Origin of the sequence: Halorubrum sp. AS12 (genome assembly GCF_051122765.1) — an archaeon.
Taxonomy (GTDB): Archaea; Halobacteriota; Halobacteria; order Halobacteriales; family Haloferacaceae; genus Halorubrum; species Halorubrum trapanicum.
The window spans coordinates 2,836,962-2,851,691 of sequence record NZ_CP185385.1 but is presented as its reverse complement, the minus strand read 5'-3'; the positions used below and the strand labels follow the sequence as shown (position 1 = coordinate 2,851,691).

The 14,730-nt window shown below is 69.7% G+C and carries 14 protein-coding genes, 1 tRNA gene and 4 pseudogenes; 9 read left to right on the top strand and 10 right to left on the bottom strand.

What is annotated here, in order from left to right; genetic code table 11:
• The first annotated feature begins 62 nt into the window (after positions 1 to 62).
• Positions 63 to 629: a helix-turn-helix domain-containing protein gene (locus ACODNG_RS14565; protein WP_434521883.1), complete on the top strand. Its 567-nt coding sequence runs from the start codon at positions 63 to 65 to the stop codon at positions 627 to 629.
• A 64-nt stretch (positions 630 to 693) separates the two neighbouring features.
• A pseudogene (locus tag ACODNG_RS14560) lies at positions 694 to 1,895 on the top strand (HD domain-containing protein).
• A 46-nt stretch (positions 1,896 to 1,941) separates the two neighbouring features.
• Here the strand turns inward: ACODNG_RS14560 and ACODNG_RS14555 are convergent.
• Positions 1,942 to 2,346: a universal stress protein gene (locus tag ACODNG_RS14555; protein WP_434521882.1), complete on the bottom strand. Its 405-nt coding sequence runs from the start codon at positions 2,344 to 2,346 to the stop codon at positions 1,942 to 1,944.
• 150 nt (positions 2,347 to 2,496) lie between these two features.
• Between ACODNG_RS14555 and ACODNG_RS14550 the strand changes: the two genes are divergently transcribed.
• From ACODNG_RS14550 to ACODNG_RS14540, 3 genes are all read left to right on the top strand, one after another.
• A complete protein-coding gene (locus ACODNG_RS14550) occupies positions 2,497 to 3,759 on the top strand; it encodes an HD domain-containing protein (protein WP_434521881.1) in 1,263 nt (420 codons plus the stop codon).
• 64 nt (positions 3,760 to 3,823) lie between these two features.
• Positions 3,824 to 4,891 carry an amidohydrolase family protein gene (locus tag ACODNG_RS14545; RefSeq protein ID WP_434523111.1) on the top strand — a complete coding sequence of 356 codons (1,068 nt, stop codon included), beginning with the start codon at positions 3,824 to 3,826 and terminating at the stop codon, positions 4,889 to 4,891.
• A 100-nt stretch (positions 4,892 to 4,991) separates the two neighbouring features.
• Positions 4,992 to 5,624: a thymidine kinase gene (locus ACODNG_RS14540; protein ID WP_434523110.1), complete on the top strand. Its 633-nt coding sequence runs from the start codon at positions 4,992 to 4,994 to the stop codon at positions 5,622 to 5,624.
• Positions 5,625 to 5,669: 45 nt separating this feature from the next.
• Here the strand turns inward: ACODNG_RS14540 and ACODNG_RS14535 are convergent, their stop codons facing one another.
• From ACODNG_RS14535 to ACODNG_RS14520, 4 genes are all read right to left on the bottom strand, one after another.
• Positions 5,670 to 6,764 carry a PAS domain S-box protein gene (locus tag ACODNG_RS14535; RefSeq protein ID WP_434523109.1) on the bottom strand — a complete coding sequence of 365 codons (1,095 nt, stop codon included), beginning with the start codon at positions 6,762 to 6,764 and terminating at the stop codon, positions 5,670 to 5,672.
• A 193-nt stretch (positions 6,765 to 6,957) separates the two neighbouring features.
• Complete coding sequence (locus tag ACODNG_RS14530; RefSeq protein WP_434521880.1) at positions 6,958 to 7,203, bottom strand: hypothetical protein; 246 nt, start codon at positions 7,201 to 7,203, stop codon at positions 6,958 to 6,960.
• Positions 7,204 to 7,268: 65 nt separating this feature from the next.
• Positions 7,269 to 7,898 (bottom strand): hypothetical protein, encoded by a 630-nt coding sequence (locus ACODNG_RS14525; RefSeq protein ID WP_434521879.1) that lies wholly within the window; start codon positions 7,896 to 7,898, stop codon positions 7,269 to 7,271.
• Entirely contained in the window at positions 7,895 to 8,566 is a 672-nt protein-coding gene (locus tag ACODNG_RS14520) for a class I SAM-dependent methyltransferase (protein WP_434521878.1), read from the bottom strand. Before ACODNG_RS14520 ends, ACODNG_RS14525 begins: the two co-directional genes overlap by 4 nt.
• A gap of 60 nt (positions 8,567 to 8,626) precedes the next feature.
• Between ACODNG_RS14520 and ACODNG_RS14515 the strand changes: the two genes are divergently transcribed.
• Together ACODNG_RS14515 and ACODNG_RS14510 are read left to right on the top strand one after the other, a co-directional pair.
• A complete protein-coding gene (locus ACODNG_RS14515; RefSeq protein ID WP_434521877.1) occupies positions 8,627 to 9,166 on the top strand; it encodes a CinA family protein in 540 nt (179 codons plus the stop codon).
• 85 nt (positions 9,167 to 9,251) lie between these two features.
• Positions 9,252 to 9,671 carry a universal stress protein gene (locus ACODNG_RS14510; RefSeq protein WP_434521876.1) on the top strand — a complete coding sequence of 140 codons (420 nt, stop codon included), beginning with the start codon at positions 9,252 to 9,254 and terminating at the stop codon, positions 9,669 to 9,671.
• Between the two features lie 37 nt (positions 9,672 to 9,708).
• On the opposite strand, the gene ACODNG_RS14505 is transcribed toward ACODNG_RS14510, so the two are convergent.
• The 4 genes and pseudogenes from ACODNG_RS14505 to ACODNG_RS14490 all read right to left on the bottom strand — a co-directional run bounded on the left by ACODNG_RS14505 (position 9,709) and on the right by ACODNG_RS14490 (position 11,519).
• Complete coding sequence (locus tag ACODNG_RS14505; protein ID WP_434521875.1) at positions 9,709 to 9,912, bottom strand: hypothetical protein; 204 nt, start codon at positions 9,910 to 9,912, stop codon at positions 9,709 to 9,711.
• 63 nt (positions 9,913 to 9,975) lie between these two features.
• Positions 9,976 to 10,050, bottom strand: a tRNA-Thr gene (locus ACODNG_RS14500).
• Between the two features lie 61 nt (positions 10,051 to 10,111).
• The gene (locus ACODNG_RS14495) at positions 10,112 to 10,690 is read right to left on the bottom strand and encodes a GNAT family N-acetyltransferase (RefSeq protein ID WP_434521874.1); all 579 of its coding nucleotides are present in this window, start codon (positions 10,688 to 10,690) and stop codon (positions 10,112 to 10,114) included.
• 54 nt (positions 10,691 to 10,744) lie between these two features.
• Positions 10,745 to 11,519: pseudogene (locus ACODNG_RS14490) on the bottom strand (CBS domain-containing protein).
• Positions 11,520 to 11,676: 157 nt separating this feature from the next.
• Between ACODNG_RS14490 and udk the strand changes: the two are divergent.
• Both udk and ACODNG_RS14480 read left to right on the top strand, forming a co-directional pair.
• A pseudogene (gene udk, locus ACODNG_RS14485) lies at positions 11,677 to 12,374 on the top strand (uridine kinase).
• A 788-nt stretch (positions 12,375 to 13,162) separates the two neighbouring features.
• On the top strand, positions 13,163 to 14,161 hold the full coding sequence (locus ACODNG_RS14480) for a zinc-binding dehydrogenase (RefSeq protein ID WP_434521873.1): 999 nt from the start codon (positions 13,163 to 13,165) through the stop codon (positions 14,159 to 14,161).
• A 40-nt stretch (positions 14,162 to 14,201) separates the two neighbouring features.
• Here ACODNG_RS14480 and ACODNG_RS14475 read toward each other — a convergent pair.
• A pseudogene (locus tag ACODNG_RS14475) lies at positions 14,202 to 14,601 on the bottom strand (transposase); the annotation flags it as partial.
• Between the last annotated feature and the right edge of the window lie 129 nt (positions 14,602 to 14,730).

Below are 14,730 nucleotides of genomic sequence, written 5' to 3'. Positions count from 1 at the left end.
CCCCGGCGACGCCGAGCGCTTCCCTCCACGACTTTTTAACGGCCCGGCCCTCTACTCGGGGTATGCCGAAGTACTCGACGGGCGGCGGCGGCGGCGGTGACGACGGCGACGCGTGCGAGCTCTGCGGCCGCGAGACTACGGACCTCCGGAAGGCAACGGTCGCCGGCGCGAAGCTGCTCGTGTGTTCGAACTGCCGTCCCCACGACGACGCCGGGAACGCCCCCAGTGACCGGGGCGGACCGAGCGGCGGGTCCCGCGGCGGGAGTTCGGGCGGAAGCTCGGGCGACACCGGCTCCGGCTCCGGGGCGACCGAGAGCCGGAACAAGGAGCTCGCGCGGAAGCAGGCGAAGATGTACGACTCCGCCACCGGTGACTCGAAGCGCTGGGAGGAGGAGGGGACGAGCTACGAGTCCGACCGTCTCCCGTACCTCGTCTCCGGCTACGGCGACCTCGTGACCGAGGCGCGGCAGGACGCCGGGCTGACGGTCGAGGAGGTCGCGGCCGAGCTGGAACTCGACGAGGACGACATCCTCGCGGTCGAGGACGGGCGGGCCGCGACCGCCAACGTGGGCGGCTCCGTCGTGCGCGCGCTCGAAGAGCGGTTCGGGATCGACGTCGTCGACGAGTGACTCGCCTCGCCCGTCCGCCCGTCGAGTCGAAACGACCAACTCGGACCGGGGCGACCACCCGCCAATGAAGGCGATCAAGGACAGCGTCCACGGCCACGTCCGGCTCGGCGACGTCGCCGCCGAGCTGGTCGACACGCCGGCGTTCCAGCGGCTGCGACACATCAAACAGCTGTCCACGGTCCGGCTCGTCTACCCCTCCGCGAACCACACCCGGTTCGAACACAGCCTTGGCGTCTACCACCTCGCGGGCCGCGCGGTCGAGGGACTCGACGTTGACGAGGACACGGCGGCGCACGTCCGCGCCGCGGCGATGCTCCACGACGTGGGGCACGGCCCGTACGGCCACCAGACCGAGGGGATCATCCGGCGCGCGACCGGGCGCGACCACGACGACGTGGGGTGGCTGCTCACCGACGCGGACCGCGGGGTCTGTCAGGTCCTCGAACGCAACGGACTCGACCCCGAGCGCGTCGCCGCCCTGATCGACGGCGAGGGCGCGCTCGGACCGCTCGTCTCGGGGAACTGGACGTCGACCGCATGGACTACCTCGTGCGCGACGCCCACCACACCGGCGTCCCGTACGGCACCGTCGACACCGGCCGGCTCGTCACCGAACTCCGGCTCGTCGGCGGCGACGGCGCGGGCGACTCCGCCGACCTCGTCTTAGACGAGGGGAACGTCGCCACCGCCGAGAGCCTGCTCGTCGCGCGCTCGCTGATGAACGCCGTCGTCTACCGGCACCACGTCTCCCGGGTCGCGGGCGCGATGCTGGAGCGCGCCTGCGAGCGGTACCTCGACCGCACGGAGACCGACGTCGAGGCGTTCCGCCGAATGGCCGACCACGACCTCCTCGTCGAGCTGCGCGACCGCGTCCCGGCGCTCGGCGAGCGCATCGAGCGCCGCGACCTCTACAAGCGGGCGGTCTGGGCCGAGCTCGACGAGGTGCCGACCGGGACAGTCGACGCCGGGCGCGCGGAGGAGCGTGCCGCCGAACGCGAGATCGCGGAGACCGTCGGTATCGACCGCGACGCGGTCCTCGTCGACATTCCCTCGCGCCCGGCGCTGAAGGAGTCCGGCTCCGCCGTCGTCGTCGACGGCGTCCCCCAGCGACTGGAGGACGCCTCAGAGCTTGTGGCCGGACTCCGCGCCGCCGAGCGCCGCCGCTGGACGCTCGGCGTCTACTGTCCCGCCGAGCACGTCGACGCCGTCGCGACCGCCGCGCGGGACGTCCTCGGACTGCGCGCGACGGGGCGGCCGTCGGCCTGAGCGACCTGGTCGGCTTCGCGACCGAACGCCGCGCGTCGACGCCGCCTCACTCCCCGTCCGGTCCCGGAACCGCCAACACCGGCCGGTCCGCGTTCAACACGAGCGCCTGCGTGGTGCTGCCGAAGACGACCTTCCCGGCCGGACTCCGCTTGCGGCCCGACACGCAGATCGCGTCGGCGCCGACGTCGTCCGCGGCCGCGAGCAGCTCCTCGCCGGGGTCGCCGCTCGCCTCGTAGTGGGCGCAGTCGACGCCGGCGTCTTCCAGTACCTCGCGGGCGCGCCGCACCGTTCCGATCTGGTGGACCGACGCCCCCTCCGGATTGTCTCGGAAGACGTGACAGAGGTGCGCGGTCACCTCGTCGGAGGCTCTCGGCAGGTCCACGACGGCTTCGGCCTGTGCGATCGCCCGCGGCTCGTCGTCGAGACCGATCCCGAGGAGCACGTTGTACATACGCGGCGGTTCGCGCGGTCGGCACATAAATCGTGCCGCGGATTCGCGGGCGGTGGCAGCGGATCCGGAATCGACGCCCGCTCTCCCCCGGCCCGTCGCGTCCCGCTCGACACTCACAGTCTTTTATCCGGTGCCGCCGAAAGCCGACGCATGATCACGGTCAAGGACACCGTCCACGACCACATCGAGATCGACGGCGTCGCCGCGGACCTCGTCGACACGCCCGCCGTCCAGCGGCTCCGCCACGTGAAACAGCTCGGGACGGTCCAGCTGGTCTACCCCTCCGCGAACCACACCCGGTTCGAGCACAGCCTCGGCGTCTACCACCTCGCGAGCCGCGCGCTCGACCACCTCGGCATCGAGGGGAGACGCGCCGACCGCATCGAGGCGGCCGCCATGCTCCACGACGTCGGGCACGGCCCGTTCAGCCACAACCTCGAGTCGCTCACCCACCGCCGGACAGGGAAGTACCACGACGACGTCGGCGAGCTGCTGGAGACCGGCGCGGTCGGCGAGGTGTTACGGGACCACGACCTCGACCCGGACCGGATCGCCGAGATCGTCGCCGGCGAGGGACCGTACGCCGGGCTCGTCTCGGGGGAGCTGGATGTCGACCGCATGGACTACCTCGTCCGCGACGCCTACCACACGGGCGTCCCGTACGGCACCATCGACACCGAGCGGTTCGTCCGCGAGCTGACGTTCGTCGAGCGCGGCGAGGTCGCGGACGGCGACGGGCCGGCCGGCGACGGCCCGGAACTCGTCCTCGACGAAGGGAACGTCCAGACCGCGGAGAGCCTGCTCCTCGCCCGAGCGCTGATGAACCCGGTCGTCTACACCCACCACGTCGCGCGCATCTCGAAGGCGATGCTGCGCCGGGCCGCGGGCGACCTGCTTGAGGCGACCGCAACGACCGCGGCCGAACTGCGTCGGATGGACGACCACGACTTCCTCGCCGCGGTCCGCGACTGCCGCGAGACGGCCGAGCTCTCCCGCCGGTACGACGAACGCGACCTCTACAAGCTGGCGGTGTGGGCCGAGTACGACGACGTCCCCGACCGGGTCCACGAGGCCGACCACGCCGCGGAGACGGCGCTCGAACGCGAGATAGCCGCGGAGGCTGGCGTCGCGCGCGACCACGTGATCCTCGACGTGCCGGCCGAGCCGACGATGCGCGAGTCGACCGCGCGCGTCACCGTCAACGGAGATATCCGACGCCTGGAGCGACAGTCGCCGCTCGTCTCGGCGCTCCGGACCGCCCAGCGGGACCAGTGGCGCCTCGGCGTGTACGCCCCGGCTCCCGCCACCGACCGCGTCGGGCGGGCGGCCGCGGACGTGCTCGGTCTCGACTCCGACGGCCTCGTGACCGAGGTGCGCGGCGCGATGCCGACGACGCTCGACGAGTTCGAGTAGGCGAGCGGCGCGGCCCCCGCCGACCCGTTCCCGTGACGTTTTAACCTCGGCTGGCGAGGCTCGGATATCGCATCTCGAAGGGACCATCCTGGTCGGTCCCGACTTCGAGCCGGTCGAGGGCCGGGTCGTCGTCGCGGACGGCGAGATCGTCCGGGTGGAAGCGGAATCGGTCGAGAGCGACGACGTGATCCTCCCGGCGTTCGTCAACGCCCACACCCACATCGGCGACTCCATCGCCAAGGAGGCGGGCGAGGGACTCTCGCTCGACGAACTGGTCGCCCCGCCGGACGGGCTGAAACACCGGCTCCTGCGGTCGGCCAGCCACGAGGAGAAGGTGGCCGCGATGGCCCGCACCCTGCGCTACATGGAGTCGACGGGGACGGGGACGTTCCTGGAGTTCCGCGAGGGCGGCGTCGACGGCGTCGCCGCGCTCCGCGACGCGCTCGCGGGAGAGGGGGTCGACTTCGGCGAGCGCGCGCTCGAGTCGGTCGTGTTCGGCCGCGACGACCCGGACGTGCTCTCCGTCGCCGACGGGTACGGCGCATCCGGCGCGCGCGACGCCGACTTCGACGCGGTCCGGTCGGAGACGCGCGAGGCCGGCAAGCTGTTCGGGATCCACGCGGGCGAGCGCGACGCCGACGATATCAACCCCGCGATGGACCTCGACCCGGACTTCCTCGTCCACATGGTCCACGCCGAGTCGATCCACCTCGAACGCGTCGAGGACCGCGGGACGCCGGTCGTCGTCTGCCCGCGGTCGAACCTCGTGACGAACGTCGGCGTCCCGCCGATCCGCGAGCTGACCGAGCGGACGACCGTCGCGCTCGGCACCGACAACGTGATGACCGACTCGCCGTCGATGTTCCGCGAGATGGAGTTCGCTGCGAAGCTCTCCGATCTCCCCGCACGGGAGATCCTGCGGATGGCGACCCTCAACGGCGCCGAGATAGCCGGGGCGAACCGCGGCGTCGTGCGGAAGGGGGCCGACGCCGACCTGCTCGTCCTCGACGGCGACTCCGACAACCTCGCCGGCGCGCGAGACATCGTCCGCGCGGTCGTCAGGCGCGCCGGCCACGCCGACGTCTCGCGGGTCGTGATCGGCGGCGAGCCGGTCGTGCCCCGCGACGACTGAGTCGCGAACCGCCCGGTGATCCCGGCGTCGCGCGTCGACCGGCGCGCCGGGAGAGAAACGGTTTAGTCGCTGGCTCCGGCCCGATCGGGTATCGCACGCCATCACTCGATCCGGCTGGATCGAGGTCATCTCCGGGTCGATGTTTTCGGGCAAGACGGAGGAGCTGCTCCGCCGGCTCCGGCGGTCCGAGATCGCCGGGCAGTCGGTCGCCGTCTACACGCCCGCGGTCGACGACCGCTACGGAGAGACGACGATAGGCAGCCACACGGGGCGACAGTGGGAGGCGACCGTCGTCGACAACGAGGGCGACGGCCCGCTCGACATCCTCGACGACGACCCCGCGGAAGTCGTCGCGGTCGACGAGGCGAACTTCTTCTCGAACGCGCTCATCGAGACCTGTAACGCCCTCGCCGACCGCGGCAGCCGGGTGATCGTCTCGGGCACTGACCAGACGTTCCGCGGCGAGCCGTTCGAGCCGCTCCCGCAGCTGATGGCGACCGCCGAGTACGTCGACAAGCTTCAGGCCATCTGCTCGGTGTGCGGGGAGCCGGCCTCGCGAAACCAGCGCCTCATCGAGGGGGAACCGGCTCACGTCGACGACCCGACGATCCTCGTCGGCGCTGAGGAGTCCTACGAGGCGCGGTGTCGCGACTGCCACGTCCTGTTGACGGGTGACCGACCCGACGAGGAGCGGCCGTTCGAGGGCACCGAGGCGGACCCCGCGAACGACTGATCCGGCCTCGTGGTCGGCCGCGGCCGCCCGCCGCGGAGCATCGGCTCAGTCGGACCGACCCGCCGTCCTGTAGGCCCACAGGTGGCCGTTGCCGTCTGGCAGGTCGATCGGCCGGTACGTCAGAATCAGCGTGTCCCCGTCCGCGAGCGCGAGCCGCTCGTCGTCGACCGGGCGTCGGTCCTCGACGAGCGTCTCGACACGCTCGACGAACCCCTCGGAGTCGGCGAACCGCTCGCTCAGTTCGACGGCGAGTTCCCTGCAGTCGCGGCCGGCGGCGGTCGCCGGATCGCCGTCGAGTTCGAACTGGTCGTACAGCCGCTCGTTCACCTGGATCACCCGTCGGTCGCTGTCCTCGATGAGCATCCCCACCGGAAGCGTGTCGAGCGCGGTCGACAACACGGCGTTCGTCCGCTCGATCTCGCGTTTCCGTGCCTCCGCCTCAGTGACGTCCTCGAACTGCGAGAAGACGCCGATCACCTCCCCGTCGGCGCCGGTCACCACCTGGTTGTGCCACGCGCAGCGGATCCGCTCGCCGTCGCTGCGGACGTTCTCGTTGACGCTCTGGTAGCCGCCCTTATCGGAGAGCAGGTCGCGTTCGAGCGCCGCCACGTGGCGGCGGTCCGACCCGGGCACGAACGGGGCCCACGTCCCGCCGATCAGTTCCGACTCGTCGTAGCCGAGGATCTCCTCGGCGGCGGGGTTCACCCGGACGATCCGGAACGCGTCGTCGAACTCGATCGTCCCCAGCGGCGACTGGTCGATGAACCGCGAGAGCCGCTCCTGGCTGGCCGCGAGCGCGATCCGCGACCGGTGTTGGTCGACGGCGTTGCGAATCCGGTTGGCCAACACCTCGTACCGGTCGTTCCCGCCACGCTTCTGGATGTAATCGGTCGCGCCCGCCGAGATGGCCTCGCTCGCGATCTCCTCGCTCCCCTTCCCGGTGAACAGCACGAAGGGGACCTCGATCCCTCGGTCGCGGACGCGCTGGAGGAGCGAGAGTCCGTCTGCTCCGGGCATCTCGTAGTCGGAGACGACACAGTCGATCGGCTCCGTCGCCAGGGCGTCGAGCGCGGCGTCGACATCCGTCTCGGACCTGACCTCGAACGCGTCCTCGATCCGTTCGAGGTACGTCGCCGTCAGATCGAGGAAGGCGTCGTCGTCGTCGACGTGAAGGACGCGAACCGTCGATTCGTCGTCCGATCTCGGGGTCCGCGAGAGGCCCCGACATGTGAATCGGTACCGAGACCCGACGGATATACGTTCGGGTCCGGTCGGTCGGTGCGACGGGTGATTCGTCGGATTACTCGGCGTCGCCGGCCGGGTCGTCGTCGCGTCAGTCGTCGGTCGCCGCTTCGTCGACCGTTTCGCCGTCCGCGGTCGCGAGTCGGAACAGTCCGACCAGCGCGCCCGCGGCGACCAGCGCCCCCTCGGCCTTCGCGGCCGCGTACACCCACTCTCGCGGCTCCGCCTCGCCGGTGTTCCGGTAGAGCGCGCGCGTCCAGACCGCGACGGCGCGCCGCGGCGCGACGGCTTCCAGCAGTCCGCCGATTCCGGCCACTAACAGCAGTAGCGCTTTCATACGCGCCCTTCGACGGCGACCCTCAAAAGCGGACCGGGGACCGTCGCCGTCCGGAGGAGACCCGCTCAGTCGTCTGTCACCGACTCGGCGGCGGCGAGGTAGCGCCGACAGGTCACGGCCGCCCATTCGCGAACGGCGGGCGCGTCGGTCCGTAACAGGGCCGAGATTCCGTCGCCGTCTATCAGTCCGACGGCGGCGCGGTCGTCGGCGAGGACCACCGCCACCGGCGACTCGCCGTCGTGACGGTACGCGTCGACGCCGCGGTCGGCGAGCGCGCGCCGGACGAGCGGGCCGGTCGCTCCGGAGAGGCGGTCGCTCGCGGCATCCGTGAACACGACCCGGACGTCGCTCGGGACGGTCGCGTCCCTCTCGAGGCCGTTCGAGTCGCCCGCGTCCCCCTCGGTGCCGTTCGAATCGCCCGCATCCTCGTCTCCGGCGGTCGCCGCCAGCGACGCGTTCAGCCGACGGGCGAGATCGGCGTCGAACCGCGGGACGACGGCGACGACGCTGTCGGCCGAACCGACGAGTTCGGCGAGTCGTTTCGCGGGGTCCGCCCCGTCGTCCCCGTCCGTCGCTCCGCCTCTCCGTTCGACGACCTCGATCCGACCGTCGAGACCAGCGAGGTCGGCGTCGACCGCGTTCGCGACGAGCGCGCGGAGGACCGCCGCGGGCGACGACGAGTTGTCGTCGCTCACGCGTCGCTCTCGTCTGGATCGGTCGAGCCGACCTCCTCGGTCGACCACCGCTCCGACGCGTCCGGGCGCAAGGGGTACGACTGTCGCCCGCCCGTCGACTTCTGCGCGAGCAGTCGGGCCGTGGCGCGCTCGCGGCCGCCCGGGCGCTCCGTCGTCGTCTCGTCGTAGTAGCGCACGCTCAGCCCCAGACCCGCGCGGAGCAGTTCGTTCGCCGCGTAGCGGTAGCGGTCGCCGCTCGGTCCCGCCTGCGTGGGCGACGCCGACCGGAGATGCCCCTCCACGAAGAGGTACCCGTCCGGCGCGAGCGACTCGGCGAGGTCGGCGAACCGGTCGAGCGCGTGGAAGTAGCTCATCGTGATCACGTCGTACGTCTCCGTCGGAAAGCCGTACGTCGAGGCGTCGGCCTGAATCGTCTCGATCCGGTCGCCGATCCCGCGTTCCGCGGCGCGCTCGCGGACGACACGGAGGCCCTCCGCCGAGGCGTCGAGCGCGTCGACGTCGCGGCCGCGCTCCGCGAGGAACACCGCGTTGCGGCCGGTTCCGGCGGCGACATCGAGCGCGCGGCCCCCCGGGAACGACGGCTCGTAGGCGCGAAGCACGGGGGACGGCTCCGGCGCGCGCGGGTACTCGCCCGACGCGAACCGCTCGTCCCAGTCGGTATCGGTCACGGTCGCCCTTCGACACGCCGGGGCGTAAACCTCAGGGGCGCCTCGCTCGGAGTGAGGGGTATGGAAGACGCGACGGACCCCGCGGAGCGGCTGAACGAACTTCTCGCAGGCGGCGACGAGACGCTCGCGACCGCGGAGTCGCTCACGGGCGGACTCGTCGGGTCGCGGGTGACGGATGTGCCGGGCGCGAGCGCCTACTTCGACCGTGGGTTCGTGACCTACACCTACGACGCCAAACGCGAGCTGCTCGGGGTCTCCCGCGAGTCGCTCGACGCTCACGGCGCCGTGAGCGACCCGGTGGTCCGCGAGATGGCGGCGGGCGCGCGCGACCGAGCGGACGCGGACTGGGCGGTCGCGACGACCGGAATCGCCGGACCGACGGGCGGCACCGACGAGAAACCCGTCGGACTGGTGTACTTCGGGGTCGCGCACGCCGCGCCGTGGGGCACCGAGGAGTCGTTCGTCCGGACCGAGCGGGCCGTCCTCGACGGCGACCGCGACGCGGTGAAGCGGGGCGCGGCCGAACGGGCGCTCGACGCCCTCGTCCGGGCGATCGAAGACGTTAGCGACGCCGAAGACCCTGAGAACGCCGACGGCTGAGAGCGGCAGCTGAGAGCGGCGGACGACGGTCGATCCGAACCCACCCACCACGTGCGTTTATCCGGTGTCGGCGCGTATTGCCGGTATGATAGAGCGCGTACTCGTGGCGATGGACGGCTCAGACCTCTCCGAGCGCGCGCTCCGATACGCGCTCGACGGCCACCACGACGCCGATATCACCGTCTTAACCGTCGTCGGCGGGGCGTCGCCGATGATGGGGCAGGCGGTGGGGATCGCGCTGTCGGACGACAGCGAGGAGGGGATCCGCGAGGCCGCAGAGCCGGTGTTCGAGCGGGCCCGCGAGATCGCCGCCGAGTACGACGCGACGATCGAGACGATCGTGGAGGCGGGTCGGCCCGCCCGCCAGATCATCGATCACGCCGAGGAGTTCGACGTCGTCGTGCTGGGCACCCACAGCGGGTCGCTCGCCGACCGCCTGCTCGTCGGTAACGTCGCGAAGACGGTGTTCCAGCGGTCGCCGGTGCCGGTCACGGTCGTGCGGTGAGCCGGGGTCCCGTCAGGCGGCGCGCGCGTCCCCGCCGCTACTCGATGTAGGCGTTCCCGACGACCGCGACGAGTAGCGCGGCGATCACGATCCAGGTGAGCGGTTCGACCGCGAGGAGGCGGATCGGCCGCGCGGCCGACTCGTCGAAGCCGAAGAGGGCGCCGCCGGCGAACGCGACCGCCAGCACGAGCGCGCCGACGATTCCGGCCACGCCGAGCAGTGCGCGGTCGGACGAGTCCATACCCGACGTGGGCGTCGAGAGTACTTAAGAAATGTCCGCGGGAGCGGCCGTAAAGCGATGCCAAGCCAGGGCAGGGATTTGAACCCCGGAAGTCTCGATTACAAGTCGAGTCGCATGAACCACCCATGCTCCCCTGGCGCGTGCGGCCGTACTCGGTCCTCCTATGTGTGCGTGTCGCTTTCCGCGAACCCGGCCGGCGTCAGCCGCTTTCGTCCGGCGCGTCGGAGTTCTCGCCGTCCGGGGTACCGGGGTCCCCGTCGTCGCGCCCGTCGGCGTCCTCGTCGTTCAACGACTTCGTCAGCTCGACGCGGTGGGGGTCGTAGCCGTGCTCCGCGTAGAACGCCCGGGCGCGGTCGTTGTCGGCGAGCGCCTCCAGCGCCACGCGTTCGGCGCCCGCCTCGTCGAGGGCGCGCTCGGCCGCGTCGAGCAGCGCCGCGCCGACCCCCTCCCCGCGACGCTCCGGGACCACGAAGAGGTTGCTGACGGTGCCGCGGGCGGCGTCACGCTCGTAGTCGCCGCGTTCGAGCGAGAAGCCGACGAAGCCGACGAGACCGATCTCCCCGTCCGACTCCGCAGCGGTCTCGGCATCGCGGGCGACGAACAGGTCGCCCGTGACGACTGACTGCGCGACCCACTCGCGGACCGTCGCGCGGTTCGCCTCGGCGCGGAGCGTGGCCCCGTGCTCGCGCTGGCCCGCCGCGAGCGCCACCCACATGTCGGTGACGGCGTCGACGTCGTCGGCGGTCGCCGGCTCGACGCGGGGGTCCGTCTCGGCCATACGGCCGACTTCGGCTCGCGGCGTGTTGAGGCTGCCGGCCGTCGGATCGACCGCTCAGAAGCCGACTCGAATCTCGCGGCAGTTCGGGCAGACGGCCTGCCCGTTGGCGGTGACGAGGTCGGGGACGAGCGCGCCGCAGTTCTCGCAGACGCCCTGCGTCGAGGCCCCGCTCGGCGCTCCCGAAATCGGGTCGGTGCCGCCGTCCGTCCCCGCGGTTTCGTCCCGGGACGCGGCCGCTGTGCGGTCCGCCGTCGACCCCGGACCGATCGTGGTCCCGGCGCCGCGTTCGGCGTCGGAGTCCGCGGTGGCGGCCGAGAGAACCGTCCCGTCCGGCCGCGCCTCGCCGGTCGCGGTCTCGTCGCCGAACTCGTCGGTCCCCGTGCCCGTCCGCGGAGCGCCGGCGGCGAGCACGTCGCCGTCCGTGACGACGCCGACCGCCTCACCGTCGTCGACGGCGACGACCCGGTCGGTCCCTTCCGCGATGAGCCGCTCTTCGACCGCCGACAGGGAGTCGTCCGGAGACACCGTCGGTAGCGGCGGACCCATCGCGTCGCCGACGGTGCGTTCGTCGGCGGTGTGTTCGTCGGCGGTGCGTTCATCGCCGTCCTCCTCCGGTCCCGATTCGTCGGCGTCTCCGGTCGCGTCCAACAGCGCGTCGAGCGCGTCGCGGGACTCCAAACGGCCGACCGGTTCGCCGCCGCGCACGACGACGAGGCAGTTCGTCTCCTCTTCGACCAACAGCGCGGCCGCGCCCGGAAGCGAGTCCGACTCGCTGACGCCGAGGAACTCGCGGTCCGATCACGTCTCGAACCGTGGTGTCTGTTCGCATACCTCTCGAATTTGCTCCGATCGGCTAAAAGGTGCCCCCGACACCGTTATATCGGCACCGTACGTAGCCCTGCGATCGGTTCGCACAGAGGGCGGCACGGGGTCGCCAGCGACGACGAAAAGGGAGCGTTCAAACCCTCCGGCGTTCGAACGGCGGTATGGCCATTCCCTCGTTCGTGATCGGAATCGCGGGGGGACGGGCGCCGGGAAGACGACAGTCTCCCGGCTCGTCACCCGTGACCTCGGCGACAGCGTCACGCGGATCCCCTTGGACAACTACTACGAGGACCTCTCGCACCTCGACTTCGAGGAGCGCCAGGAGGTCAACTACGACCACCCCTCGGCGTTCGAGTGGGAACTGCTCCGCGAGCACCTCGAAGCCCTCCTCCAGGGACAGTCCGTCGAGATGCCCCAGTACGACTTCGAGATCCACAACCGCAAAGACGAGCGCATCACCGTCGAGCCGACCGACGTCATCGTGCTGGAGGGAATCTTGGCGCTATACGACGAGGAGATAAACGACATGATGGACCTCCGGCTGTTCGTCGAGACCGACGCGGACGTGCGGATCCTCCGGCGGATCCGGCGGGACGTGATCGACCGCGGCCGCGACCTGGAGGGCGTCATCGACCAGTACCTCTCGACCGTGAAGCCGATGCACGAGCAGTTCATCGAGCCGTCGAAGAAGCACGCCGACGTGATCATCCCGGAGGGCGCCAACAGCGTCGCGGTGAACCTCTTAGAGGAGAAGCTGCGCGCCGAGGTTGAGGGCGACGCGGTGCGGAGCTGGGAGCGCGGCAGCCTCGAACAGGAGCTCGGCGAGAAGCGCTCGCTCGACATCGACGGCGACGATTAATCTCGGTGAATCGTCGGGGTTAGCGGAACTGACGGGAGATAGATGGAGACCGCTTCCGAAGCACCGGCCGTTCTTTTATAAATAGCTGGCTTTGTTGGACCCTGCTTTCAGACGTATTCTCGTCTGAAACGACTGGTCGTTAGAACGTGTGAACTGAACGCAACTCCTCTACCGGGGGCCGAGAATACTGTCAGGGGCGAGGATAGTGAGACCGAGTAGACCCACCAACAGGAGGATCTCGGTGACACGCAACCCACCTGCGATCTGTCGATGCTCCGTCGGAAGGGACTCAGCGAATCCGGACAGAGCGAATCCAACCGCCATAATGAGCGAACTGATCGAGGCACCGTCGTGTAGGATATTGAAATAGAAGTAGATACTCGCCATAGCGAACGAGCCAGCAAACATTACGAACGCATTGACTCTTCCAGAGGGTTCACTAAAGATAGCGTCTCTGATTTTGGAGGGCATGGGATGGGCTATTCTCTCGGCAACGTAGATAGATGTGGTGAAACGAAGATCGCCCAACCGTGATTTCACCACAGTTCCAACCATACGTACAGATCCCGTACTGATCGGAATTCGGTTGGAACGTGTCTCTTAGTGAGGATTCCAACAGAGGGCCGTGGTGAATCGCTCGCCGTAGCGTGATTTCACGAGTTCAGAGATCTCTTGGTGTTGTGAACCACACACATCAAGGCAAGCTCACGAAATTCACCGGAGACTGAGAGGGTGCGCTCGGTTCGACGACCGACGACATTTCCCCTCCAGCGGCCCGCCGTTACGACATGGCGACCGAGATGACCGCGTTCGTGATCGAATCGTACGGCGACCCCGACGTCTTCGAACGAACGACCCGCGAGGTCCCCGAGCCGGCTGCCGACGAACTCCGGGTCGACGTCGCCGCCTTCAGCCTCAATCCCGTCGACTACAAGATCCGTCAGGGCGAGATCCCCGACTTCACGCCCGAGTTTCCCGCGACGCTCCACTGCGACGTCTCCGGCGTCGTCGACGCCGTCGGTGAGGACGTCGAACAGTTCGAGCCGGGCGACGAGGTGTACGGGATGCCCGGCGGTGCGGGGCGGCAGGGCGCGCTTGCCGACTACGTCGTCGGACACGCCGGCACGTTCGCTCGCGCGCCGGAGTCGATCCCGCTTGAGGACGCCGCGTCGCTCCCAGTCGTCGCACTCACCGCGTGGGAACTGCTCACCGACAAATCGACGGTCGGCATCGACGACGACCTGCTCGTCTACGGCGCCAGCGGCGGCGTCGGCCACATCGGCGTCCAGCTCGGCAGATGGTTCGGCGCGGACGTGACCGCGACGGGCTCGACCGAGGAGAAGCGCGACTTCGCCGAGAAACTCGGCGCGGACCACACCGTCGACTACACGGCGACCGACGTCGAGGCGTACGTCGAAGAGTACGCCGACGGCGACGGCTTCGACGTGGTGTTCGACCCGGTCGGCGACGACCACCTTCAGACGGCGTTCGAGGCGGTCCGACCGTTCGGTGCCGTCGTCACGACGGAGTCGAGTTCGACCCAGGACATCTCGGCGCTACACGCCAACTCGCTCGAACTTGGCGTCGTGCTCGTCATCCTGCCGGTGCTGCTCGGCGATCGACAGGCGCGCATCGGTGAGGAACTCGCCGACATCGCGTCGCTCGTCGACGACGGCGTCGTCGAGCCCCACGTCGACGAGCGGTTCGCCTTCGAAGACGTCGCGGACGCACACCGACTCGGCGAAGCGGGCGACTTCCGCGGGAAGATCCTGCTCGTCAACGAATAAGCGTCGTCGGCTCTGGTGAATCGCCAGACGGCGTTTGATTTCATTGTTTTACGTCTCGCTTGATGTTGTAGACCGCACACATCAAAACGATCTCACGAAATTCGCGGTCCCACGCTCGGGCACGCACCGCGTGGCCGAGCGTTCGCTTGATCGTCGAGAAGCCGGCCTCTGACAGTACTCTTTGGCTGTATAGAGACCCAGCGATGCGCGCGTTATACGCGCAGTCGATGCCAGTCGATCTGCGTATCGTGGCGCTTCTCGGTCGTACAGTGAACGTCGAGCACAGCTTGCGTTTTTGTATCGACGAGCGCGGTCGTTTTCAGCGTTTGAACGCGGTAGTTCGTCCGGCGACAGTAGTGCTTGCTAGCGGTTTTACGGTCGAAGAATGTCGCGTCCATCGCGGCGTGATCGGCGGTGTTGTGCAGCTGCGCCGCGAGGCGCGACGCGCCACGGGCAGCCGGCGGCAAAGCCGCCGGCGACTGCCCCTTTGAGTCCCACCCCCACAGCACAGCCCCGCACCTCACGCCTCCCCAGCCTCGTCGGTGGTACTCCGCTTCGCTCCGGACCAC

Bases quoted from the DNA above. Each gene is read 5' to 3' on its own strand.
- ACODNG_RS14550 (WP_434521881.1), top strand. From the start codon at position 2,497: ATGATCACGGTCAAGGACACCGTCCACGACCACATCGAGATCGACGGC.
- ACODNG_RS14510 (WP_434521876.1), top strand. From the start codon at position 9,252: ATGATAGAGCGCGTACTCGTGGCGATGGACGGCTCAGACCTCTCCGAG.
- ACODNG_RS14565 (WP_434521883.1), top strand. From the start codon at position 63: ATGCCGAAGTACTCGACGGGCGGCGGCGGCGGCGGTGACGACGGCGAC.
- ACODNG_RS14505 (WP_434521875.1), bottom strand. From the start codon at position 9,912: ATGGACTCGTCCGACCGCGCACTGCTCGGCGTGGCCGGAATCGTCGGC.
- ACODNG_RS14515 (WP_434521877.1), top strand. From the start codon at position 8,627: ATGGAAGACGCGACGGACCCCGCGGAGCGGCTGAACGAACTTCTCGCA.
- ACODNG_RS14495 (WP_434521874.1), bottom strand. From the start codon at position 10,690: ATGGCCGAGACGGACCCCCGCGTCGAGCCGGCGACCGCCGACGACGTC.
- ACODNG_RS14480 (WP_434521873.1), top strand. From the start codon at position 13,163: ATGGCGACCGAGATGACCGCGTTCGTGATCGAATCGTACGGCGACCCC.
- ACODNG_RS14530 (WP_434521880.1), bottom strand. From the start codon at position 7,203: ATGAAAGCGCTACTGCTGTTAGTGGCCGGAATCGGCGGACTGCTGGAA.
- ACODNG_RS14555 (WP_434521882.1), bottom strand. From the start codon at position 2,346: ATGTACAACGTGCTCCTCGGGATCGGTCTCGACGACGAGCCGCGGGCG.